This is a genomic window from Klenkia sp. AC732 (genome assembly GCF_979256525.1).
The window spans coordinates 28396-50966 of the sequence record NZ_CEEDOS010000019.1; the positions used below are offsets into that span (position 1 = coordinate 28396).

Annotated in this window: 24 protein-coding genes and 1 tRNA gene; 12 read left to right on the plus strand and 13 right to left on the minus strand. The window is 74.6% G+C overall.

Translation table 11 applies throughout. The features are described 5' to 3' along the window. Positions 1–17: 17 nt before the first annotated feature. Positions 18–863 (plus strand): Fpg/Nei family DNA glycosylase, encoded by an 846-nt coding sequence (locus AC0IVP_RS10960; RefSeq protein WP_471756560.1) that lies wholly within the window; start codon positions 18–20, stop codon positions 861–863. 153 nt (positions 864–1016) lie between these two features. Here AC0IVP_RS10960 and AC0IVP_RS10965 read toward each other — a convergent pair whose 3' ends face one another. Together AC0IVP_RS10965 and AC0IVP_RS10970 are read right to left on the minus strand one after the other, a co-directional pair. After that, positions 1017–1232 carry an RNA-binding S4 domain-containing protein gene (locus tag AC0IVP_RS10965; protein ID WP_056296229.1) on the minus strand — a complete coding sequence of 72 codons (216 nt, stop codon included), beginning with the start codon at positions 1230–1232 and terminating at the stop codon, positions 1017–1019. Between the two features lie 4 nt (positions 1233–1236). After that, positions 1237–1941, minus strand: coding sequence for an MOSC domain-containing protein (locus tag AC0IVP_RS10970; RefSeq protein WP_471756562.1), 705 nt, complete (start codon positions 1939–1941; stop codon positions 1237–1239). A gap of 108 nt (positions 1942–2049) precedes the next feature. Here AC0IVP_RS10970 and AC0IVP_RS10975 point away from each other — a divergent pair, with 108 nt between their 5' ends. Beyond that, positions 2050–2697 carry a PilZ domain-containing protein gene (locus AC0IVP_RS10975; protein ID WP_471756564.1) on the plus strand — a complete coding sequence of 216 codons (648 nt, stop codon included), beginning with the start codon at positions 2050–2052 and terminating at the stop codon, positions 2695–2697. Here the strand turns inward: AC0IVP_RS10975 and AC0IVP_RS10980 are convergent. Next, positions 2694–4574 (minus strand): aldose epimerase family protein, encoded by a 1881-nt coding sequence (locus AC0IVP_RS10980; protein WP_200938948.1) that lies wholly within the window; start codon positions 4572–4574, stop codon positions 2694–2696. The two genes, AC0IVP_RS10975 and AC0IVP_RS10980, sit on opposite strands and share 4 nt — an antisense overlap. Before the next feature lie 43 nt (positions 4575–4617). Beyond that, positions 4618–5253, minus strand: a complete 636-nt coding sequence (locus AC0IVP_RS10985; RefSeq protein ID WP_471756566.1) for an HhH-GDP family DNA glycosylase — start codon at positions 5251–5253, stop codon at positions 4618–4620. Positions 5254–5342: 89 nt separating this feature from the next. Here AC0IVP_RS10985 and AC0IVP_RS10990 point away from each other — a divergent pair, with 89 nt between their 5' ends. Then, positions 5343–5774 (plus strand): DUF1707 SHOCT-like domain-containing protein, encoded by a 432-nt coding sequence (locus AC0IVP_RS10990; RefSeq protein ID WP_235564815.1) that lies wholly within the window; start codon positions 5343–5345, stop codon positions 5772–5774. A gap of 64 nt (positions 5775–5838) precedes the next feature. Here AC0IVP_RS10990 and AC0IVP_RS10995 read toward each other — a convergent pair. Beyond that, positions 5839–5924, minus strand: a tRNA-Leu gene (locus AC0IVP_RS10995). Positions 5925–6088: 164 nt separating this feature from the next. Between AC0IVP_RS10995 and AC0IVP_RS11000 the strand changes: the two genes are divergently transcribed. The 7 genes from AC0IVP_RS11000 (at position 6089) to pknB (ending at position 15090) form a co-directional block, all read left to right on the plus strand. Beyond that, on the plus strand, positions 6089–6967 hold the full coding sequence (locus AC0IVP_RS11000) for an FhaA domain-containing protein (protein WP_056296218.1): 879 nt from the start codon (positions 6089–6091) through the stop codon (positions 6965–6967). Then, the gene (locus AC0IVP_RS11005) at positions 6964–7425 is read left to right on the plus strand and encodes an FHA domain-containing protein FhaB/FipA (protein ID WP_056296214.1); all 462 of its coding nucleotides are present in this window, start codon (positions 6964–6966) and stop codon (positions 7423–7425) included. The genes AC0IVP_RS11000 and AC0IVP_RS11005 overlap by 4 nt, the downstream gene beginning before the upstream one ends. Beyond that, on the plus strand, positions 7422–8825 hold the full coding sequence (locus AC0IVP_RS11010) for a PP2C family protein-serine/threonine phosphatase (protein WP_471756568.1): 1404 nt from the start codon (positions 7422–7424) through the stop codon (positions 8823–8825). The genes AC0IVP_RS11005 and AC0IVP_RS11010 overlap by 4 nt, the downstream gene beginning before the upstream one ends. Beyond that, entirely contained in the window at positions 8825–10276 is a 1452-nt protein-coding gene (locus tag AC0IVP_RS11015; RefSeq protein ID WP_471756570.1) for an FtsW/RodA/SpoVE family cell cycle protein, read from the plus strand. Before AC0IVP_RS11010 ends, AC0IVP_RS11015 begins: the two co-directional genes overlap by 1 nt. Next, positions 10273–11724 carry a peptidoglycan D,D-transpeptidase FtsI family protein gene (locus AC0IVP_RS11020; protein WP_471756572.1) on the plus strand — a complete coding sequence of 484 codons (1452 nt, stop codon included), beginning with the start codon at positions 10273–10275 and terminating at the stop codon, positions 11722–11724. Before AC0IVP_RS11015 ends, AC0IVP_RS11020 begins: the two co-directional genes overlap by 4 nt. Continuing rightward, the gene (locus AC0IVP_RS11025) at positions 11724–13199 is read left to right on the plus strand and encodes a serine/threonine-protein kinase (RefSeq protein WP_471756574.1); all 1476 of its coding nucleotides are present in this window, start codon (positions 11724–11726) and stop codon (positions 13197–13199) included. Before AC0IVP_RS11020 ends, AC0IVP_RS11025 begins: the two co-directional genes overlap by 1 nt. Positions 13200–13314: 115 nt before the next feature. After that, positions 13315–15090, plus strand: coding sequence for a Stk1 family PASTA domain-containing Ser/Thr kinase (gene pknB / locus AC0IVP_RS11030; protein ID WP_471756576.1), 1776 nt, complete (start codon positions 13315–13317; stop codon positions 15088–15090). 126 nt (positions 15091–15216) lie between these two features. Here the strand turns inward: pknB and AC0IVP_RS11035 are convergent, their stop codons facing one another. The 4 genes from AC0IVP_RS11035 to AC0IVP_RS11050 all read right to left on the minus strand — a co-directional run bounded on the left by AC0IVP_RS11035 (position 15217) and on the right by AC0IVP_RS11050 (position 17992). After that, positions 15217–15879: an aminodeoxychorismate/anthranilate synthase component II gene (locus tag AC0IVP_RS11035; RefSeq protein WP_056296200.1), complete on the minus strand. Its 663-nt coding sequence runs from the start codon at positions 15877–15879 to the stop codon at positions 15217–15219. Next, positions 15876–16034, minus strand: coding sequence for a hypothetical protein (locus AC0IVP_RS11040; protein ID WP_200938939.1), 159 nt, complete (start codon positions 16032–16034; stop codon positions 15876–15878). Before AC0IVP_RS11040 ends, AC0IVP_RS11035 begins: the two co-directional genes overlap by 4 nt. 4 nt (positions 16035–16038) lie before the next feature. After that, entirely contained in the window at positions 16039–17097 is a 1059-nt protein-coding gene (locus tag AC0IVP_RS11045; RefSeq protein WP_471756578.1) for a class E sortase, read from the minus strand. Positions 17098–17194: 97 nt separating this feature from the next. Next, positions 17195–17992, minus strand: coding sequence for a DUF881 domain-containing protein (locus AC0IVP_RS11050; protein WP_082556993.1), 798 nt, complete (start codon positions 17990–17992; stop codon positions 17195–17197). Positions 17993–18142: 150 nt separating this feature from the next. On the opposite strand from AC0IVP_RS11050, the gene crgA reads away from it, so the two are divergent. Next, positions 18143–18415 (plus strand): cell division protein CrgA, encoded by a 273-nt coding sequence (gene crgA / locus AC0IVP_RS11055; protein ID WP_056296198.1) that lies wholly within the window; start codon positions 18143–18145, stop codon positions 18413–18415. 69 nt (positions 18416–18484) lie between these two features. Here the strand turns inward: crgA and AC0IVP_RS11060 are convergent, their stop codons facing one another. Beyond that, the gene (locus AC0IVP_RS11060; protein WP_235564813.1) at positions 18485–19240 is read right to left on the minus strand and encodes a CPBP family intramembrane glutamic endopeptidase; all 756 of its coding nucleotides are present in this window, start codon (positions 19238–19240) and stop codon (positions 18485–18487) included. A gap of 44 nt (positions 19241–19284) precedes the next feature. Further along, positions 19285–20232: an NAD(P)H-binding protein gene (locus tag AC0IVP_RS11065; protein WP_471756580.1), complete on the minus strand. Its 948-nt coding sequence runs from the start codon at positions 20230–20232 to the stop codon at positions 19285–19287. A 483-nt stretch (positions 20233–20715) separates the two neighbouring features. Here AC0IVP_RS11065 and AC0IVP_RS11070 point away from each other — a divergent pair, with 483 nt between their 5' ends. Next, entirely contained in the window at positions 20716–21129 is a 414-nt protein-coding gene (locus AC0IVP_RS11070) for a PH domain-containing protein (protein ID WP_056296194.1), read from the plus strand. Positions 21130–21133: 4 nt separating this feature from the next. Here AC0IVP_RS11070 and AC0IVP_RS11075 read toward each other — a convergent pair whose 3' ends face one another. After that, positions 21134–21877 carry a rhomboid family intramembrane serine protease gene (locus AC0IVP_RS11075; RefSeq protein WP_056296190.1) on the minus strand — a complete coding sequence of 248 codons (744 nt, stop codon included), beginning with the start codon at positions 21875–21877 and terminating at the stop codon, positions 21134–21136. 134 nt (positions 21878–22011) lie between these two features. Further along, on the minus strand, positions 22012–22545 hold the full coding sequence (locus tag AC0IVP_RS11080; protein ID WP_056296728.1) for a peptidylprolyl isomerase: 534 nt from the start codon (positions 22543–22545) through the stop codon (positions 22012–22014). Between the last annotated feature and the right edge of the window lie 26 nt (positions 22546–22571).

The window sequence follows — 22571 nt, forward strand, 5'->3', positions numbered from 1 at the left end:
GCAGGTAGACAGGCCCCATGCCCGAAGGACACATGATCCACGTCGACGCCCGCCGGTTCGACGAGGCGATGGGTGGCCACGTGGTGCACACCGACAGCCCGCAGGGCCGTTTCGCCGAGGGCGCCGCCGCGCTGGACGGCCGCACCCTGCGCAGCACCGAGGCCTGGGGCAAGAACCTGTTCCTGCGGTTCTCCGGGGACTCCCCGCAGTACCTGCACGTGCACCTGGGCCTGATCGGCGGCTGGACCTGGTGGGACGCCGACCACCGGCAGCTCTCCGGCCGCCCGGTGGTCAACGCCGACTCCAGCAACGTCCGGCTCCGGCTGCGCTCGGGCCGTGGGGACGCCGAGCGCAGCGCCGAGCTGCGCGGCGCGATCACCTGCACCCTCGTCGACGAGGAGGGCCTGGACCGCGCCGTCGCCAAGCTCGGTCCCGACCCCCTGCGCGAGGACGCCGACCCCGGCCTCGCCTGGGCGAAGGTGCGGAAGTCCCGGAAGCCGATCGGCGGGCTGCTGCTGGACCAGGCGGTGACCGCCGGCGCCGGCCTCATCTGGCGGGCCGAGGTGCCCTTCCTGGCCGGCGTCGACCCGCACCGCCCGGGCGTCGACGTCACCGAGGACGAGTTCACGACCATGTGGGCGCAGCTGCGCCGGGTGATGGAGGCCGCCGTGGAACGCGGCGGCGCGGAGATCACCACCGACCCGGCCGACCGCCCCGAGACCGACGGCCACGTCAGCCGGGACGACGCGTTCTACGTCTTCCGCCGGGAGGGTGAGCCCTGCCTGCGCTGCGGGACGCCCATCCAGGTCGCCGAGATGGGCACCCGCAAAGTCTGGTGGTGCCCCATCTGTCAGCCCCGCTAGGGACCTGATCGGCCCCGTCGCAGGGCCCCGCGGCGCGCGGAGCGTGCCGTGGGGGGCGACGGGGTCCTTCCACAGCCCCGCTAGGGACCTGATCGGCCCGCAGGGCCGCACGACCCCCGCCCGACCCCCTCGGGGTGGGCGTCGACGGGGTCGCTAGGCGATGCGGAAGGAGTCCAGGCCCTCGACGCCCACGACGTCCCCGCGGCGCAGCTGGCGGCCCCGGCGCTCTTCGGGCTCGCCGTTGACCGTGATGTCCCCGCTGGTCAGCACGTCCTTGACCTGCGCGCCGGAGGGCACGGCGTCGATCAGCTTGAGCAGCTGGCCGAGCCGGATGACGTCCTCGCCGGCACGGAGCTCGATGGTCTGCACCGGCTCAGTCTCCCCGCAGCTCGTCGCCCACGGAGACCCGCCCGCCGGTCACCGGCATCGCCCCGACGGACAGCGTGCCCTCGTGCGTGCGGTGGATGGTCTTCAGGACGCCGGTGTCCCGGCCGATCCCGCCGGGCTGGGGCCGCGTCGTCATGACGCAGCGCGGCACCGGGTCCAGCACGTCGAGCACGGCGCCGCCGAGTCGCACGCGGGTGCCGACCAGGGCGTCCTCCCCGGCACCGTCGAGGAGCACGTTGGCCCGGAACCGGCGCGGGGCCCAGCTCCCGGTCGAGCCGGTGGACAGCAGCGTCACCCGCGCCGTCGCGTTGTCGTGGAACGCGCCGTCGGCCCCCCGGAAGGGGTCCCAGCGGGACTCCGTCTCCAGGTCGGCGGGGTTCTCGTAGTGCCGCTCCCCCTCGAAGGCGGCCGGGCGCAGCTGCACCGGGCGCCCCACCCAGTCGGACAGGACGGCGTCGTCGTCGGTGACCGTGCCGTCGGGCAGCACCACCTCCGGCCGCCCACCGGTGGTGCGTGCGGAGGCGAACAGCAGGTCGGGCACCCGCCGCGCGGTCAGCCCGAACCCGGTCCCGGTGTCGAACAGCGCCCAGGCGCGGTCGCCCTCGATGCCCTCCGGACCGACGTCGGCCGCGGTCAACCGCTCCCCCTGCAGGGACTTCACCGGGTACCGCCACAGCTCCAGGACGCGCACCGGGACAGTGTGGCGCGGCGAGGCGGCCGCCGTCAGCCCCGTCGGGCTGCCAGCCTGTGCCGGTCGTCGTCCCACCCGGGGACGGCCCGACAGCCCAGGAGCGACCCGATGGCCGACGGCGTGCCCGGCGAGGACCACCCCGAGGAGCGCAGCGTCGTCGACGTACGACTGCCCGACCGGGAGGACCTGCTGGTCTCCTTCGTGCCCGACGGCGGGACGGCGGGCCCCGACCTGGTCGTCACCGTCGCCCAGGACCGGGGCGGGCGACGGGTCCGGGTGCCGGTGGGCGACCAGCTGGAGCTGGTCTGGCTGGACCGGGACACCCCGCGCGCCCGCACCGCCGAGCTGCTCGCCGTCGACCTGGGCGCCGAGCCCACCTGGCGGCTGGCCTTCCGCGGCCCCTCCCGCAGCGCCCAGCGGCGCGGCGCCGTGCGCGCCCCGCTGTCCCTGCCCACCGAATTGGCCGACGGCGACCAGGTCCTGCGCGGCACGTCCTTGGACCTCAGCGAGACCGGGCTGCGGGGCCGCTGGCCGGTCACCACCGACTGGCCGGACACAGGCGACACGGTGACCGCCACCGTCGAGCTGACGATGGGCCGCTGGGTCACCGGCACCGCCGACGTCCGCCGGGCCTTCCGCGGCGGCGACGGCTGGCTGGAGGCCTCCGTCGTCTTCACCGACCTGAGCGAACGGGAGCAGGACCAGCTGCGCGCCCGGGTCTTCGAACGGCTGCGCGAGCTGGCCCGCCGGGGCTAGCCCGCCGCTGGCGTCCAGGACAGCGTCCAGCTGCCCGACCAGGTCTCCTCCGGCGCCAGCACCACCAGGTCGGCGTCGTCGGCGAGCGCGTTGGGCGGGCACGTCATCGGCTCGACGGCCAGGCTGCGACGGCGCTGCCCCTCGGGCAGGGTGTCGCCGCTGTAGACCTGCAGCCACGGCCACTGCTCGTCGACGGCGAGCTCCAGCGACCCCGCCGGGCCGGCCAGCCGGACCCGGGCCCAGCCGTCCTCGTCGCGCACCAGGTCGGTGAGCGGGTCGTCCAGCTCCCGGTCGCCGATGACGCCGACCGCGCCGTCGAAGGGGGTGCGCCCGCCGGTGGGCAGGCCGCCGTCGACGTCCAGCGCCGTGGTCGCCGGCACGTGCAGCTCCGCCAGCCCGACGTCGCCGTCGGCCTGCGCGCCGACGTGCAGGTAGGGGTGCATGCCGACCCCGAACGGCGCCGGGTGGGTGCCGGCGTTGCGCACCCGGACGGTGACCGACAGCCGGCCCGGGTCCAGCCGGTAGTCCAGCGCGACGGCCAGCCGGAACGGGTACCCCGAGCGCGGCTCGAGCACGGTGCCGACGGTGACGGAGTCCTGGGTGCGGTCCAGCACGGTGAACGGCTGCCAGGACAGCAGCCCGTGCATGGCGTGCCCCCCGGGGCCGGCGGTGTCCAGCTGCAGGTCCGCGCCCTCCCAGCTCCAGCGCCCCTCGCGCAGCCGGTTGGGCCAGGGCAGCAGCAGTCCGCCCCGGCGGCCCTTGGGGACCACGCCGGTCGGGTAGCCGTCCAGCACGTCCCAGTCGCCGACGGCCAGGCGGCGCAGCCCACCGCCGCGCAGGTCCACGGCCACCCGCGCGGCGCCGCGCTCCAGCCAGGCGCCCAGGGGCTCCGTCGTCGGCCACGCCTCGCCGTCCGGGCTGCCGCCGGGGGTGCCCAGCAGGTCGGCGAGCACGTCGAGCACCTCGGCCCGGCGGACGGCGGCCGACGGCGCGACCTCGGTCAGCCCGAAGTACCCGTGCACCAGGCCGGGCCCGGGCAGGTGCACGACGGGCACCCCGGCCGCGGCCAGCTCGACGGCGTAGGTGTCGCCCTCGTCGCGCAGCGGGTCGAACTCCGCGGTGGCGACGACGGCCGGCGGCAGCCCGGTCAGGTCGCTGCCCAGCGGCGCGACCAGCGGGTCCCGGGCCAGGTCGCCGGGGACGTACCAGTCGTAGAAGGTCGCCATGTCCGAGGCCTCGAGGAACAGGTCGGTGCCGTTCTCGGCCACCGAGGGCATCGACTGCGAGGGGTCCAGGCAGGGGTAGGCGAGCAGCTGGGCGGCCAGCACCGGGCCGTCCTCGTCCCGGGCCCGGATCGCACAGCCGGCGGCGAGCGCGGCACCGGCGCTGTCCCCGGCGACGACCAGCGGGGCGGTCGGCCAGCGGCGCGCGGCCCACCGGAGCGCGGCCATCGCGTCCTCCAGCGGGGCGGGGTGGGGGTGCTCGGGGGCCAGCCGGTAGTCCACCGCGACGACGGTGGCGCCCAGCCGGTTGGCCACCGCCCGGCACACCGGGTCGTGGGTGTCCAGGTCGCCGACCGCCCAGCCACCGCCGTGCAGCCAGACGACGACCGGGCGGGCGGCCCCTGGCGTCCGACCGCCCTGCACCCGGCCCAGCCCGGACCGGTAGACCCGGACCGCCAGGTCGCCGGCCGGGCCCTCGATCGTGCGGTCCTCGACGTCGGCCACCGGCTCGGGCCGGTACCCCTCGCCCCGGCGGACCAGCGACAGCCGGCGGTACCGGTCCCGGTCGGCGACGGCGTCGCCGGTGACCAGCGGGGTCCAGCCGGCCTCGGTCAGCCGGGCCAGGAAGGGCGGGAAGTGCGGGTCCAGCGGCATGCGGTCAGCTCACCACGTGGCCGACCGACCAGCGACCCCGTGGTCAGCGCGCCAGCGGGTCGGCCGAGGCCGGCAGCAGCGAGACCCGGACGAGGGCGGCCGCGAACCGGGCCAGGTCGTCGCCGTCGACGAGGTCGGCCAGGGCTGCCGCGTCCCCCGGCAGGCCCACCCGGTCGGCGCCGCGCAGGGCCCGGTCGTCCAGGTACGGGCGGACCCACGGCCACACCGCCTGCACCTCCCGGAGGAACACCGCGGCCCCGGTCGGGCCGATGCCGGGGAAGTCCTGCAGCAGCTCCGCGGCGCGACCGACGTCCCCGTCGGCCTCGGTGGCCAGCCGGCGCAGGTCACCCTGCCAGCGGTCCCGGACCTGGGCCGCGAGGTCGCCGAGCTGGCGGGCGGTGCGCTCGTCGTAGCGGCGGTAGTGCCCCCGGCCCAGGGCGTCGACGCGGTCCTGCCAGCTGGCCTCCAGGGTGTGCGCCGGGGTCGTCTCACCGGCGGCGAGCAGCTCCCGGGTCGCGGCGACGGCGATGTCGGCCGAGATCCGGGCCGAGAGCAGCTCGGCGAGGACCAGCAGCTGGAACAGCGGGGCGGGGGTGTCGGCCAGTGTGATGCCGGCATCGGCGGCGTAGGACGTGCCGTGCTCGTCCAGAACCCGGGCGGCGGTGTCGCGGTCGCTCATGCGCCTGCGCTACCCGGTGACGGCCGGGAGCCCACATCGGTGACATGCGTCAGTGGTGCCGGGCGGGGCCCGGGGCGAAGACTCGGGGCATGCCGATCCAGGAGGCCACCGTGACCCAGCCCGAGCTCCGCGCCGCCGACACCGACCGGGCCGCGGTCGCCGAGCTGCTGGGCGAGGCCCTGCGCGACGGACGGCTGACGGTGGCCGAGTACGACGACCGGCTCGCCGCCGCCTACGGCGCCCGCACCCTGGGCGACCTGGCCCCGCTGACCGGCGACCTGCCCGCCCCGGTCCCCGCGCCCACCCCGGCGCCGGCCGGCTGCGCCGCGGGAGGTCAGGACCTGGGCCGCGCCTGGCGGGCCTGGCTCACCGTCGCCTGCATCGTCGTCACGGTCTACCTGGCCAGCGTGCTGGGCACCGGCGACTGGCAGTACCCGTGGCCGGTGTGGGTCGTCGGCCCGTGGGGCGCCGCGCTCGTGGCCCGCACCGTGAGCACCCGGGGCGCGCTGTCCCGCGGCTGAGCCGCCCGTACCGGCCCAGCAACGACGAGAGGCCCCACCCGGACTCGGGTGGGGCCTCTCGTGCTGGTGGGCAAGGGGGGAGTTGAACCCCCACGTCCTCTCGGACACACGGACCTGAACCGTGCGCGTCTGCCATTCCGCCACTTGCCCTGGCGAGGGAGAACAGTACATGCCCCCCACGCGGCATCCGCGGGTGGGTCCGGACGGCGACATAGTCCCGGGGAGTCGCACGCGCCAGCACGGGAGTCCGGTCCGTCCCCGGTTACGATCGCCGTCGGAGTCAGTGGGAGGTCAGCCGAGGGTAGGGAGCGACTGTGGGTGTGCTGCAGCGCTTCGAGCGACGCCTGGAGGGCATGGTCGGTCTGGCCTTCGCCCGGATCTTCAAGGGCAAGGTCCACCCGGCCGAGATCGCCAAGGCCCTGCAACGCGAGGCCACCGAGCAGCGCAAGGTCATGGGCGAGGGCCGCGTGCTCGTGCCCAACGTCTACGACGTCCGGCTCGGCCCCGCCGACTACGACAACCTGGCCGAGTGGTCCGAGCAGCTGGCCGCCGAGCTCGCCGACATGGTCGTGGAGCACATCTCCGACGAGGGCTTCCAGACCTTCGGCGACGTCCAGGTCCGGCTCGAGCGCGACGACGAGCTGCACACCGGCGTCTTCGAGGTCGCCTCGCACGTCGCCGACCCCGGCCGCCCGGCCGCACCGCAGGCCCGCCCGCGCCTGGACGCCGGCCTCGACGACGACTGGGGTGGCCCCGTCCCCGGCCCCACCGGTCCGCCGCCCGTCCCCGCCCCGGGCCGCCCCGCACTGCCCCCGCTCCCGCCGCTGCGCGGGCGCACCGACACCGGTCAGACGGCCGCCCCCGCGGGCCCCTCGGTCATCGGCCGGTCCGGCTCGCGGCCCGGCGTCACCCACGTGCTCGTCGTCGACGGCCCGGGCACCCGGCACGTCCTGCAGCCGGGCAGCAACGTCATCGGCCGCGGCACCGAGGCCGACGTCCGGCTGCCCGACACCGGCGTGAGCCGCAAGCACGTCGACGTCCAGCTCGAGGGCGGCACCGCCGCCGTGCAGGACCTGGGGTCCACCAACGGCACGCTGGTCAACGGCCGGCGCGTCGGCCGCCAGCCGCTGGCCGACGGCGACGTCATCCGGATCGGCCACTCCGTGCTGGTCTACCGGGCGGAAGGCGCATGACCGCGGAGATCGTGCTGCAGGTCTTCCGCTTCGGGTTCCTGCTGCTGCTGTGGCTGTTCGTCTTCGCGGCCTTCCGGGTCGTGCGGGCCGACCTCCTCGGCGGTCGCGCCGGTCGGGTCTCCTCGGTGCCCCCGCGCGCGCAGGCCGGCAAGAAGAAGGGCCCCCGCGGGCCCAAGACCCTCGTGGTCACCGCCGGACCGCTGTCCGGCACCAAGATCACCCTCGGCGAGCAGGCCATCCTCATCGGCCGCGCCGACGACTCCACCCTGGTGCTCACCGACGACTTCGCCAGCTCGCGCCACGCACGGCTGACCAACCGTGGTGGACAGTGGTACGTCGAGGACCTCGGTTCGACCAACGGCACCTACCTGGACCAGCAGCGCGTGCAGGGCCCGCTGCTGGTGGCCCCGGGACAACCCATCCGGATCGGACAGACCGTGCTGGAGCTGCGCTCATGACGTTGGTGCTGCGGTACGCGGCGCGGTCGGACCGCGGCCTCATCCGCGGCAGCAACCAGGACTCGGTGTACGCCGGGCCCCGGCTGCTGGCCGTCGCCGACGGGATGGGCGGGCACGCCGCCGGCGACGTCGCCAGCAAGGTGGTGATCGCCGCCCTGGAGCACCTGGACGACGACGCCCCCACCGGGGACATGCTGCAGTCGCTGCGCAGCGCCGTGTTCGACGGCAGCGAGCACCTGCGCGAGGTCATCCGGGAGTCCCCGCAGCTGGAGGGCATGGGCACCACGCTCACCGCCGTCCTGTTCGCCGGCGGCCGGCTGGCCCTGTGCCACGTCGGTGACTCCCGCGCCTACCTGGTGCGCGACGGCCAGCTCGCCCAGATCACCCACGACGACACGTTCGTGCAGACCCTGATCGACGACGGCCGGATCACCGCCGACGAGGCCAACAGCCACCCGCAGCGCTCGCTGCTGCTGCGCGCCCTCAACGGCCAGGACGTCGAGCCGGACCTGTCGATGCGCGAGGCGCGCGCCGGGGACCGCTACCTGATCTGCTCCGACGGCCTGTCCGGCGTGGTCAGCCACGAGACGATGGCCGACGCCCTGCACGACCCGGACCCGCAGGCCACCGCCGACCGGCTGATCGAGCTGGCCCTGCGCAGCGGCGGACCGGACAACATCACCGTGATCGTGGCCGACGTCGTCGACGACGACGGCAGTGCCCGGATGGACCCGGTCATCGACGGCGCGGCCGGGGACAACCGCGGCCAGCGCGAGGTCGACCCGCGGTCCGCGGCCGGCCGCGCCGCGCTGGCCGACCCCCGCCCGCCGACGCCGGCCGCGCAGATGACCGCCTCCGCACCGCCGGTGGAACGGCGTCGGCCGCTGCGCACGGCGCTCATCGCGCTGGGCACCGTGGTCGTGCTGGGCGCCGCCGCGGTCGGTGCCTACCTGTTCGTGATGGACCACTGGTTCGTCCGCTCGGTCGACGAGGGCGACGTCGGGGTCTACCGCGGGGTCAACGCCTCGATCGTGGGCGTCGACCTGTTCAGCCTGGACACCCCCACCGAGCTGGCCCTCACCGACCTCACCCAGGCTGCCCGCAGCCGGGTGGTCGCCGGGATCGAGGCCGCCGACCGCGACGACGCCGACCGGATCCTGGCCAACCTGCTCGAGCAGCGGCTGCCGGTCTGCCGGACCGCGAGCGCGCCGAGCACCAGCAGCGCCCCCACCACCACCGCCGCGCCGTCCACGGCCGTCGTCCCGGTCGACCCGAACGCCTCCGCGGCGCCCACCGCGGCGCCCACCACCACGGCGGCACCGACCACCACCACGGCGCCCACGACCACGACGTCCACCCGGACGCAGGAGCCGGGAGTGGACTGCCGGGAGGCGGGCTGATGACCGCCGCCATCCCCGGGGGTCCGCTCAGCGTCGGCCCGGGCACCGACCCGCGCCAGGCCGTGCCGGGCGTGGCCGCGCCCCCCAAGCGCCGCAACACCGAGCTGGCGATGCTGGCCTTCGCCGTGGTGATCACCCTCGCCGCGCAGACCATCGTCGACATCACCGTCACCGGCTCCCCCAGCCCGGAGATCGCCACCTTCGGCGTCTGGTTCTCCGGTATCTGGCTGGGCGCGCACCTGGTGGTGCGCAGGTGGGCGCCCTACGCCGACCCGCTCCTGCTGCCCTGCATCGCGCTGCTCACCGGCCTGGGCCTGTCGATGATCCACCGGCTCGACATCGCGGCCAACGCCCTGGGCGAGGCCACCACCACCCGCGAGGACGCACCGACCCAGCTGCTGTGGGCGACCATCGGGCTGGTCCTGTTCATCGCCGTGCTGCTCGTGGTGCGCGACCACCGGGCACTGTCCCGGCTGGCCTACACGATCGGGCTGGTCGGCATGGTGCTGCTGGCGATCCCGGCACTGCTCCCCGCCTCGATGTCGGAGGTCAACGGCGCCAAGATCTGGATCCGGGTCGCCGGGTTCTCCATCCAGCCCGGCGAGTTCGCCAAGATCTGCCTGGTCGTCTTCTTCGCGGCCTACCTCAACGACAAGCGCGACGTGCTCGCACTGGCCAGCCGCCGCGTCCTGGGCCTGGAGATCCCCCGGGCCCGCGACCTGGGCCCGGTGCTGCTGGCCTGGGGCCTGTCGATCCTGGTGCTGGTCTTCGAGCGCGACCTGGGCAGCTCGCTGCTGCTGTTCGGCATCTTCGTGGTGATGCTCTACGTGGCCACCGAGCGCGCCTCCTGGCTGCTCATCGGCGTGATGCTCTTCGCCGCCGGGTCGTCGGTGGCCTACCAGCTCTTCGGCCACGTCCGGGTCCGGGTGGACACCTGGCTGGACCCCTTCGCCTACCGGGACACCGGCGGCTACCAGATCGTGCAGTCGCTGTTCGGGCTCGGCACCGGTGGGCTGTTCGGCGCCGGCCTCGGCGGCGGGCGCCCGGACCAGGTGCCGGTCGCCAAGAGCGACTTCATCGCCGCCGCGATCGGTGAGGAGCTGGGCCTGTTCGGCCTGGTCGCCATCGTGGTGGTCTACCTGGTGCTCGTGGAGCGCGGGCTGCGCACCTCGCTCGTCGTCCGGGACGCGTTCGGCAAGCTGCTGGCCGCCGGGCTGGCCTTCGGCGTCGCCTGGCAGGTCTTCGTCGTCCTCGGCGGCGTCACCGGGCTGCTGCCCCTCACCGGCCTGACGACGCCGTTCGTCGCCTACGGCGGGTCCTCGCTGGTGGCCAACTTCGCCCTCGTCGCGCTGCTGGTGCGGATCAGCGACGCCGCCCGCCGGCCGGCCACCCCGCCCGCTCCCCAGCCGCCCAAGCTGGGCGAGGCGCTGACCGAGGTGGTGAAGCGGTGAACGCCCCGCTGCGCAAGGTCGCGATCAGCGTGCTGGTGCTCTTCACCCTGCTGATCCTCAACGCCAACTACATCCAGGTCATCCGCTCCTCCGAGCTGCGCAAGGACTCCGGCAACACCCGGGTCCTTGCCGAGGAGTACGACCGGGAACGCGGCTCGATCGTCGTCGACGGCGACCTCGTCGCCCAGTCGGTGCCCACCGAGGACACGCTCACCTACCTGCGCACCTACCCGCAGGCCGAGCTGTACTCGACGGTCACCGGCTACTACTCCCTCGTCTACGGCAACACCGGCATCGAGCGCGCCGAGAACGAGATCCTCTCCGGCTCCGACGCCCGGCTGACCTTCCGCCGGATCGCCGACCTGTTCACCGGCCGCGACCCCTCCGGCGGCAACGTCGAGCTCACCCTGGACCCGGCCGCCCAGCAGGCCGCCGTCGCCGGCCTCGGGGACGTCGACGGCGCCGTCGTCGCGCTGGACCCCGAGACGGGCGCGGTGCTGGCCATGGCCAGCACGCCGACCTACGACCCGGCGCAGCTGTCCAGCCACGACCCGCAGGCCATCCGGGACTACTCGGCCTCCCTGGACGCCGCCGACCCCGACCCGCGGGTCAACACCACCGTCGCCGAGCGGTACTCCCCCGGGTCGGTGTTCAAGCTGATCGTCTCCGCGGCGGCCCTGGAGGACGGCTACACCGCCGAGAGCGTCGTCCCCGCACCGCAGAGCTACACGGCCTCCGACAGCAGCCGGCCGCTGTACAACTTCGGCCGCGAGGAGTGCGACCCCAGCGGTCAGCAGTCCCTCGTCGACGCCCTGACGATCTCCTGCAACACCGCCTTCGCCGGCCTCGGCGTCGACCTGGGCGCCGACCGGGTGCGCGAGGCCGCCGAGGCCTTCGGGCTCGACCAGGGCGGGTTCGAGATGCCCCTGGCGGTCTCCGAGAGCACCGTGGGTGACATCGACGGCAACGCGCAGCTGGCCAACGCCTCCATCGGCCAGCAGAACGTCCAGATCACCCCGCTGCAGGGCGCCATGATCGCCGCGGCCATCGCCAACGACGGCGACCTGATGACCCCGTTCCTGGTCGACCAGGTGCAGGCACCGGACCTGACCGTCATCGACCAGACCGAGCCCGAGGTCATGAGCGAACCCGTCTCGGCCGACACCGCGGAGCAGCTGCAGCAGATGATGGTCAGCGTCGTGGAGAACGGCTCGGGCCGACGGGCCCAGATCGACGGGGTCACCGTCGGCGGCAAGACCGGCACCGCCCAGACCACCGAGGGCGGCGACGAGAACCAGTGGTTCGTCGGCTTCGCCGGACCCGAGGGAGAACCCCAGATCGCCGTCGCCGTGTTCATCGAGGGCGGGCAGGGCACCGGCGGTGACCTGTCGGCGCCGATCGCCCAGCAGGTCATGTCGGCGTTCCTGGCCGCACAGGGCGGCAACTGATGGCCCTGCGGGTCGGCAGCCTGCTGGCCGGTCGCTACGAGATCACCGCCCCCATCGCCACCGGCGGGATGGGGGAGGTCTGGCGGGCCACCGACCGGACCCTGGGTCGCACCGTGGCCGCCAAGGTGCTCAAGAGCGAGTACACCGGCGACCGCAGCTTCCTGGAGCGCTTCCGCAACGAGGCCCGGCACACCGCCGCACTCACCCACGCCAACATCGCCTCGGTCTACGACTACGGCGAGACCGTCGAGGACGGCCAGACCCTGGCCTTCCTGGTGATGGAGTTCGTCGAGGGCGAGCCGCTGGTCAGCGTGCTCGAGCGCGAGCACACGCTCACCCCGGCCCGGACCCTGGACGTGCTCGCCCAGGCCGGCGACGGTCTGTCGGCCGCGCACCGGGCCGGCGTCGTGCACCGCGACATCAAGCCGGGCAACCTGATGGTCCGCCCGGACGGCGTGGTCAAGCTGACCGACTTCGGCATCGCCTACGCCCGGGACGCCGCCCCCCTGACCCGCACCGGCATGGTCGTGGGGACCGCCCAGTACCTGTCCCCCGAGCAGGCCCAGGGCCACGTCGTCACCGCCGCCTCCGACGTCTACTCCCTGGGTGTCCTGGGCTACGAGTGCCTGGTGGGCAACCGGCCCTTCGACGGCGAGTCCCAGGTCGCGATCGCCCTCGCCCAGATCAACCGGCCCCCGCCGCCGCTGCCCACCAGCATCCCGGCACCGGTGCGCGCCCTGGTCGAGAAGGCGCTGGCCAAGAACCCGGCCGACCGCTTCGCCGACGGCGGGGCCTTCGCCGACGCCGCCCGCCGGGTCGCCGCCGGGGGCCCCGGACCGGACACCGCCGCGGCCACCACCACCTACCTGCCCGCCGTCGAGGACGACGGCAGCACCCGCACCATCGCCGCTGCCGGGTTCGGCGCCGCCGGTGCCGCGGCCGCCGCCACCCCCCGCGGGCCGCGGACGGCTCCGCGCACCATGCCCCCGCTGCAGGGCCCGCCCGTCGACGAGGACCCCGACGGTGACGCCTGGGACGACGAGCCGCGCCGCCGCCGCTCGCCCTGGCCCTGGGTCGCCGCTGCCGCGGTCCTGCTGCTGGTGCTGGGCGGCGTGCTGGCCTTCACCCTGCTCGGCGACGGCGGGGACACCGGTGGCGGCGGGGACGACAGCCCCACCACCACCGCCCCGGTGACCACCACGCCCGCGCCGACGACGACGGCCCCCAGCACGACGGCCGAGCAGACGACCGAGGAGGAGCCGGCGCCCGAGCCGGAGCCGACCGAGGAGGCCCCGGAGGAGACCACGCAGGCCCCGCCGCCGGCCACGACGACGCGGACCCCGACGCCGTCTCGGCCGTCGGCCACGCCGTCCGCGAGCCCCAGCGTCAGCCCCCCCTCCCCCAGCCCGTCCCCGTCCCCGTCGCCCTCACCGACGGTCCCGGAACCCACGACCGAGGGGGCCGCCACACCGTGACCACCCTCCCTCGCGTCTCCCCGGCCGGACCCCCCGCATCACCTACGCTGCCCGAGGGCCGTGCGGCCCTGCTGCTCCCGGGACCCCGAGCCCGTGTCGCCCGAGAGGACCCCCGATGACCACCCCGCAGGTGCTCGGCGAGCGCTACGAGATCGGGGGCGTCCTCGGCCGCGGCGGCATGGCCGAGGTGCACCGCGGGCGGGACCTGCGGCTGGGCCGCGAGGTCGCCGTCAAGGTGCTGCGCTCCGACCTGGCCCGCGACCCGTCCTTCCAGGTCCGCTTCCGCCGTGAGGCGCAGGCCTCGGCGTCGCTGAACCACCCGGCGATCGTCGCGGTCTACGACACCGGCGAGGACCGCACCACCACGGGCGCCACGCCCTACATCGTCATGGAGTACGTCGAGGGCGAGACCCTGCGCGACGTGCTGCGCCGGGAGGGCCAGCTGCCCCCCGAGCGCGCCATGTCGCTGACCGCGGACATCTGCGCCGCGCTGGACTTCTCGCACCGCAACGGGATCGTGCACCGGGACGTGAAGCCCGGGAACGTCATGATCACCCCGCAGGGCACCGTCAAGGTGATGGACTTCGGCATCGCCCGGGCCGTCTCGGACTCCGCGGCGACGATGACCTCCACGGCCGCCGTGATCGGCACCGCCCAGTACCTGTCCCCGGAGCAGGCGCGCGGCGAGGGCGTCGACGCCCGCTCCGACGTCTACTCCGCCGGCTGCCTGCTCTACGAGCTCGTCACCGGCGCCCCGCCGTTCACCGGGGACTCCCCGGTCGCGGTGGCCTACCAGCACGTCCGCGAGGACCCCCGCACGCCGTCCTCGATCAACCCGGTCGTGCCGCCGGAGCTGGACGCGATCCTGCTCAAGGCGATGAGCAAGAACCCGGCGAACCGGTACCAGTCGGCCGCCGAGATGCGCAACGACCTGCTCCGCGCCGTCGCCGGCCAGCAGGTCGAGGCCACCCCCGTCCTCGGCGACGCCGAGCGCACCTCCTTCATCGGCGCCGGTGGCTACCCGGGCCACGACGACGAGTGGGACGCCGAGGACGAGGCCGCTGCGAAGCGTCGACGCCGCGGCGTGATCGCCCTCGTCGTCGCCGGCGTGCTGGTGCTCGTCGGCCTGGTCGGCCTGATCGTGGCGCTCAACAGCAACGGGGACGACACCCCGGTGGAGCCGACGGTCGCCAGCGTGCAGGTGCCCGTCGTCGTCGGGCAGGACCAGGCGGCCGCGACCACCGCGCTCACCTCGGCCGGGCTGGTGGTCGGTGCGGTGACCGAGCAGGCCGACGACGCCGTGCCCGCCGGTCAGGTCGTCAGCACCGACCCGGAGGCCGGTGCCACGGTCGACGAGGGCACCACGGTGGCCCTGGTCGTCAGTGCCGGCCCCAACCCCATCCGGGTGCCGGCCGTGGTCAACCTGTCCGAGGACGACGCCCGAGCCAACCTCGAGGACGCCGGCTTCACCGGCGACGTCAACTCCCGCGAGGTCGACTCCCTGGAACCCGAGGGGACCGTGGTCTCGGTCGACCCGGCGGCCGGCCAGCAGGTCGCCCCGGACACCACCATCACCCTCGGCGTCTCCGGCGGCACGCTGCCGCTGCCGAACGTGGTGGGCCAGGACCGGGCCACCGCGGAGGCGAACCTGCGCAACGCCGGGTTCACCAACGTGACCGCCCAGAACGTCGAGCGGGACGACGTCGCCCAGGGCCTGGTGGCAGCCACGCAGCCCGGGGCCGCCACCCAGCTGGCGGCCGGTGACGAGATCACCCTGCTGATCGCGGTGCCCACCCCGACGCCGACGACGACCGCGGCACCGAGCAGCTCGGCCCCTCCGACGGCGACCACCACCCCGCCGATCCCGGTGCCGGTCCCGCCGCAGAACTGATCCACCGACACCGCTGCCCCCACACCTGGTCAGGTGTGGGGGCAGCGTCGTCCTGAGGCGTCGTCATGCGTGCTGAGGCGTGCTGGGGCGTACTGGGGTGTGTTGAGGCCCCGACGGGGCCCGGGGTCAGCCGACGGCGGTGAGCAGCCGGCGGGCCGCCGCGGAGGCGCTCTCCACCAGGGCCGGGTCCGGGGCCAGGCCGCAGCTGTCCAGCCAGGTGGCCAGCAGCTGGTGCCCGCCCTCGGTGAGCACCGACTCCGGGTGGAACTGGACGCCCTCGATGGGCAGCTCGCGGTGCCGCAGCGCCATGACGATGCCCGACGGCGTCCGGCCGGTGACCTCCAGCTCGGCCGGGAACGTCGAGGACTCCACGGCCAGCGAGTGGTACCGGGTCGCGGTGAACGGCGAGGGCAGCCCGGCCAGCACGCCGGCGCCCTCGTGCACGACCTGGCTGGTCTTGCCGTGCAGCAGCTCCGGTGCCCGGACGACGTCCCCGCCGAAGGCCTCGGCGATGGCCTGGTGGCCCAGGCAGACGCCCAGCACGGGCACCCCGGCCTCGGCGGCGGCGCGCACCATCGGCACGGTCACGCCGGCGTCGGTGGGCGTCCCCGGGCCGGGGGACAGCAGCACCCCGGCGACGTCGAGGTCGGTGAGCTCGTCCACGGTCACCGCGTCGTTGCGCCGGACCACGCTGGGCACGCCCAGCTGACCCAGGTACTGCACGAGGTTGTAGACGAAGCTGTCGAAGTTGTCGACGACCAGGACCCGGGGGCCCTCGGGTGTGGTCACTGGTCCACCGTCACGTCGTTGAAGGGCAGCGAGGGCTCGATCGCGGGGAACACGACGAAGAGCAGCAGCGCGCAGACCGCCAGGACGAGCACGAGGGCCTGCAGCGACTTGGCCGCCGTCCCGCCCGGGAGGTGCCGCCAGATCCAGGTGTACACGGGCTCAGCCCTCCGTCAGGGCCGGCGGCCCGTCGGGGGCGTCGGACTTGCTGACCGGCCCGCCGTCGAGCACCGCGTGCACGATCAGCCGCTCGCGGGCCGAGAACTTGGGGTGGCAGGTCGTCAGGGTCAGGTAGGACCCGCTGGTCGGCCCGTCGAGGGGGCCGTTGGGGGTCGGGGCGATGACCGACACGTCGCTGGGGCTCACGATCTGCTGGGCGGGCACCCCGTTGGGGTCGTCCGGGCCGACGACCCGGTAGACGAACCAGGTGTCCACGGTCTCGATGACGATGGGGTCGCCGGGCTGCAGCTGGTCCAGGTCCAGGAACGGCGAGCCCTTGCCCACGCGGTGTCCGGCGAGGGAGAAGTTGCCCTCCTCGCCGGGCATGGCGGAGTCCACGTAGTGCCCGGGGCCCTCGACGAGTTCCTCCTCGTCGGTGCCCTCCAGGATCACCTTGACGTAGTCCTCGCCGAAGCGCGGGATGCGGATGAACGCGAAGCCCTCGCCCAGCGGGATGTCGGACAGGCCGCCACCGGGGAGCGTGGGCACCGTCGGGTCGTCGCTGCCGGTGTCCCAGTCCTCGCGCAGCTCGGTGGAGAGCTGGTCCTGCTTGCGCTCGCTGAACAGGTCGGTGACCCACACCTCGTAGACGACGAACAGCAGCACCACCAGGCCGGCGGTCACCAGCAGCTGGCCCACGCCGCGGACACCGGTGCGCACCAGGTCCCCGCGGGTGCGCTCCGGGCGGGCGGCCCGCCGGTCGGTGGCACCGGCGGTGTCCGAGGCGTCGTCGTGGTCGAGGGAGTCGTCGGGGTCGAGGGGGTCGGGGTCGAGGGGGTCGGGGTCCCGGGAGCCGGCGGTGGTCCCGGACGCGGCGTCGGTCCCCCACGCCTGCGGGCCGGACCCACCGGCCGCGCGAGCGGCCGGGGTGGCACCGACGGCGCCGGGCACCGGGACGGCCGGGCCACCGGGCCGGAAGGCTGTGTCGCCGTCCCGCTCGGGGGAGGCACCGTCGGCCGGGGAGGCGTCGGCGGGGCGTCCGGCGTCCGGCGACCCGGTCACGCCCTCGGCCGGACGGTGCGCGTGCCGTCCCCGACGCGTGCCCTCGTCGTCCTCGCCGTCCATCGTCGTCCCCGCCCCCTCGGTGGGACCGGCCACCTCAGCCGGCGGCTGTGGCGTACTGCAGGTCCAGGGCGCCATCGTAGGCGGGCAGCTGGACGTCGCGACGCTCCTGCACCCGGTAGGTGAGCCCGAACCGGTCGACGGCGCTCTGCAGCAGCGACACCTCGTAGGACTCACCGAGGCGGCTGCGCATCTCCTCGGCGTCCCCCACGGCGGTCACCACGAACGGCGGGGACCACGTCCGGCCCTGCAGCAGCAGCGTGTTGCCCACGCAGCGCACCGCGCTGGTGGCGATGAGCCGCTGGCCCATGATGGTCACCCCGTCGGCGCCCGCGGCCCACAGCGCGTTGACCACGCCCTGCACGTCGGACTGGTGGATCACCAGGTCGTCGGGCTCCGCACCGCGGGGCAGCGTGCCGTCGGCGGTGCCGGGAGCGTCGTCCAGGGTGATCTCCAGGCCGTCGCCGCGCAGCGCGGTGAGCCCGGCGGAGGTGAGGCCCGTGTCGGCCTCCCCGACGGCCGCGGCGACCTCGGTGTCCCGGCCGGCCACCGCCTCGGTGAGCTGCTGGCTGCGGCCCTGCAGGGCGACCAGCTCGTCGTCCTGCCGGTCGGCGGCGGCGTTGAGCTGGCGGATCAGCTGGGAGAGCTCGGTGGTGTCCCCGGCGCGCAGGTCCGTACCGCGCGCGGTCTGGCCCGACGTGGCGAACAGCAGCCCGGCACACAACGCGACCACCGGCACCAGCGCGGTCCACACGGTGCGCCGCGGGCGCCCCCGGCGACGGCGGGCGGCGCGGCCCTCCGGGGCCGGTCCTGACTCGTCTCGGACTGCGTCCACGGCCACCTCCCGGGTCCCCCTGCGGGCCGTGCCCACCCACGGGCCCGCCCGCAGCTTAGGCTGGGGGCAGTCCAGACCGGTCGTGTGACCGGTCGGGAGGCGGCCGGGACCCCCCGGCGCCGTCCCGCGAGTTGCGAGGGAGTCCGCGCGGTGCCCAAGTCCAAGGTGCGCAAGAAGTCGGCCTACACCCCGCCCGAGGGCGTGCTCCCCGCCAGCGCTGCCCGGGCGCGGGCCCAGCAGCCCAGCCCGCGGTGGTACGCCGGGGTGATGGTCGCCCTGATGGTCGTGGGCCTGCTGTGGATCGTCGTCTACTACGTCGCCGGCGACGACATCCCGTTCATGGTCTCGCTGTCGGCCTGGAACTTCGCGATCGGCTTCGGCGCGATGGTCGCCGGCCTCGTGATGTCGATGCGCTGGCGCTGACGCGCTGACTCATCGACGCGCTGACGCACCTCGGCCCCCGTCCCTCCCGGGACGGGGGCCGTCGTCGTCTCAGGCGGTGCCGGTGGCCTCGTCCTGGGGCTGCTCGACGTCGATCGAGGGCTGGTCGTCGAACAGCGCCGGCAGGTACCGCAGCATCAACGTCGACCACACCAGGTGGGTCAGCGCCGGGGCCTGGATGCCGCCGGTGACCTTGCGCTGCCAGCCGAAGAGCAGGCCCATGACCACCGAGGCCAGCACCAGCGCCGGGTTCCGGGTCGCCGTGGTGGCCAGCGCGTAGACCGCGGTCGACTTCAGCACCGGGTGCGTGGTGCCGGCGGCCGCGTAGAGCGCCCCCCGGAAGAAGACCTCCTCGGCCAGGCCGTTGGTCAGCGTCGTCGTCGCCACGAGGGCCGGGTTGCCCTGGTGGGCGTAGCGCAGCACCCGGGTGACGGCCCGGTTGAGCACCGGGATGCGTCGGGCGACCAGCGCGGCGCTGTAGAAGAGCCCGAAGACCGCCACGCCCGAGACGACCGGCGTCACCAGCGGGCGGTGCAGCACGGCCTTGCTGGACCGCATCCAGCCCAGGTGCAGGGGACCGGAGGCGATGCCACCGGCCACCCAGGTGCCGGCCACGGCCATGGTCAGGCCGTAGAACTCCTTCGAGTCCGGCTTCTGGGACAGCGAGACCCCCAGCAGCCCGGCCCCCAGGACCGAGACCCCGGCGGTGACCCGGCGCCGGCGCCGGAACGCGGTGTCGGTCTCCCGGTGGTCGCGCGGCACCGGGTCGATGAGCCACGCGGGGGCCTTCTGGGCCCAGCGGGTCACCGCACGGTCCAGGGTCCCTGTCGGACGCCCCTGGCGGCGCAGCCTCACGACCGGGCTCCGCGCGCCAGCAGACCTCCGTGCCGCGGGGTCTTCCCGTTCTCCTGTCGCCGTTCGGCCGCGCGTTCGCCCAGCGCCGTGAGCACGGCCTGGTCGTAGTCCATCGGCTCGAAGGGCACGACCCGGCGGATCGAGTCGTCCTTGACCACGACCTCGTTGGTCATGGAGTCGATCAGCGACTTGCCCGTCTGCACGTCGACGTCGGTGACCAGGGCCAGCCAGCGCGCCGAGAGCTGGGGGCTCAGCAGCGGCACCGGGAGCACGAAGAGGTGTCGGCCCTGGATGTCGGCGACCCGGGTGAGCATCTCCAGGTACTCCAGGACGTCGGGCCCACCCACGTCGAACGTGCGGCCCTCGGCCTCGGGTGCCTCGAGCACACCCACCAGGTACCGGACGACGTCGGCGACGGCGATCGGCTGGGTCTTGGTGTGCACCCACCGCGGGGTCACCATCGCCGGCAGGTGCGCGACGAGCTGGCGGGTCATCTCCCAGGAGACCCCGCCGTGGCCGACGACGATGCCGGCCCGCAGGACGGTCACCGGCACCCCGCCCTCGCCCAGCAGGCGCTCGACCTCGCGCCGGCTGCGCAGGTGGTCGGACAGGTCGTCGGCGTCGTCACCCAGGCCACCCAGGTAGACGATCCGGCGTACACCGGCGTCGGCGGCGGCCCGGCCGAAGGAGCGCGCGGCGGCGGCGTCCTCCTGCACGAAGTCGGCGTCCCCGAGGCTGTGGACGAGGTAGTAGGCGGCGTCGCAGCCCTCCAGCGCAGCCCGCAGCGAGGCCTCGTCGGACACGTCGCCGGCCACGGCCTCACCCGCTCCGGAGTACGACTCCGGACGGCGGGTCATCGCCTTGACGCGGTGTCCCTCCTCGACCAGGGCCGGCGCCAGCCGACCACCCACGAAACCCGACGCACCCGTCACCAGAACCTGCACGACACCAGCGTCGGGGTTGTGCACGGTCTCCGCGATCCGGGGCGGCGTGGGAGTCGACACGACGACGGCGAGGTCATCGGTGAGTGTGCACACCGTGGGGTCACCGTCCACAGCGCGCCGCGGGCGCCGCCCCCAGGGTTGTCCACCGAGTGTGGACTGTGGACGGTGCGGACCGTGCCCCTGACCTGCACGGACGCCTGCCGTGTGACTCGTGGGACCGGGAGCGCAGCCGCGTAACTACACACCTGTGCTTCTGTCCCCACCTGTGCACACAGGTGTGGACGAGTCGACTCGTCGAGGCCGGCGACCCCTGCGCGGGTGCGGTCACCGGCGGGTCGTCCACCCGGACACGCCGGGCACGTCGGTGCAGCTCGCACCGCGCGTCACACGGTCCCCGGACGCCCCGGTCGGCGGGTCCGCACGGCCTGCCCACCGCTGTCCACGGACCTGGGGACGGCGGCCCCCGGGTGGGACAGTGGGGGCGTGCAGTGGTCCACCCGGCTCGAGGAGACGACCGTCGCCGGCCTGGTCGCCGTCGGCCTCGCCGTCGCCGCGCTGGTCGTCGACCCGGTGGGCCGGTTCCTCGTCGGCGCCGCCGCGGTGCTGCTCGTCGCGGTGGTCGTGCGGGACCTGGTGCTGCGACCGCGGGTCCGCGCGGAGGACGACGGCGTCCACGTCCGCACGACGACGGGCACGACCGTGATCGGCTGGCCCGCCCTGCGCGTGCAGGTGCACACCACACGTCGGCTCGGCCTGCGCAGCACCACCCTGGAGCTGGAGGACGCCCGCGACGACACGGTGCTGGTCGTGCTGGGCCGCCGCGACCTGGGTGTCGACCCGGCGCAGGTCGCAGCAGCGCTGCAGGACCTGACCGCCCGGCCGTCCGCGCAGGACTGAACCGCTAGCGCAGACCGCCGAAGGTCAGCACGAGCAGGACCGCGACGACGAGCGCGACACCACCGACGGCGAGGGTCCGGCGGCGCCCGGCGTACACCAGGACCGCGGCGGTGGCCGCTCCGGCGACCAGCCCGCCGAGGTGCCCGAGCAGCGAGACGCCGGGCAGGAAGCTGATCACCAGGTTGATCGCGAGCAGGGTCAGCAGTCCGCGGAGGTCCTGCTTCTGCTTGAGCAGCACCACACCGAACGCGCCGAGCAGCCCGTAGATCGCACCCGAGGCGCCGACGACCCCGCCGAAGTAGGCGCCGAAGAGCTGCAGGGAGGCCGCGCCACCCAGGGCGGCGACCAGGTAGACGGTCAGGTAGCGGGCCTTGCCGAACTGCTTCTCCAGCTCGGAGCCGAACAGCAGCAGCGCGAACATGTTGAGCGCCAGGTGCACCAGCGAGGCGTGGGTGAAGGCGCTGGTGACCACGCGCCACCACTGGCCGTCGTCGACGAGGACCGGCGCGGTGAGCAGCTCGGTCTGCAGCGGGGAGGAGAAGGAGGTCAGCGGGCTGACGCCCACCGAGATCGCGGACACGGCGGTCGCGACGGCGACCAGCACGTTGAGCGCGATGAGGACGACGGTGACGACGCCCCAGCGGCGGCCTGCGACCCGCAGGCCAGTGCTGCGCTTGGGCTGGCGCACGGTGCGCCGGGCGTCGGCGATCTCCTCGGGGCACTGGAAGCCCACCGAGGCGGGGTGCATGCACTCCGGGCAGATCGGCCGCCCGCAACGGACGCAGGAGATCCGGGTGGGGCGGTCGGGGTGCCGGTAGCAGGTGGTGGCCGGGGGCGCCGGCGGCTGGTCGCCGCCGACGCCACCCGGACCGTCGGGAGTGCTCAGCTGCGCTGCACCTCGACCGAGGTGATCACGACGTCCTCGAGGGGCTTGTCGCCGCGCGCGGTGGGGACCTTGCCGATCGCGTCGACCACCTGGCGGGAGGCGTCGTCGGCAACCTCGCCGAAGATCGTGTGCTTGTTGTTCAGGTGCGGGGTGTTGCTGGTCGTGATGAAGAACTGCGAGCCGTTGGTGCCCGGGCCGGCGTTGGCCATGGCGAGCAGGTAGGGCTTGGAGAACTGCAGGTCGGGGTGGAACTCGTCGCCGAAGCGGTAGCCGGGGCCACCGGTGCCCTGACCGAGCGGGTCGCCGCCCTGGATCATGAAGCCGTCGATGACGCGGTGGAAGATCGTGCCGTCGTACAGCTTCTCGGTGGTCTTGGCCCGGGTGCGGGGGTCGACCCACTCGCGGCTGCCCTCGGCGAGCTCGGCGAAGTTGGCGACGGTCTTGGGGGCGTGGTCCGGGAACAGGTCCACGGTGATGTCGCCGTGGTTGGTGTGCAGGACTGCGCGCCGTGCAGGAGTCGATTCGGTCACGCCCCCCATGGTCCCACCTGCGGCGA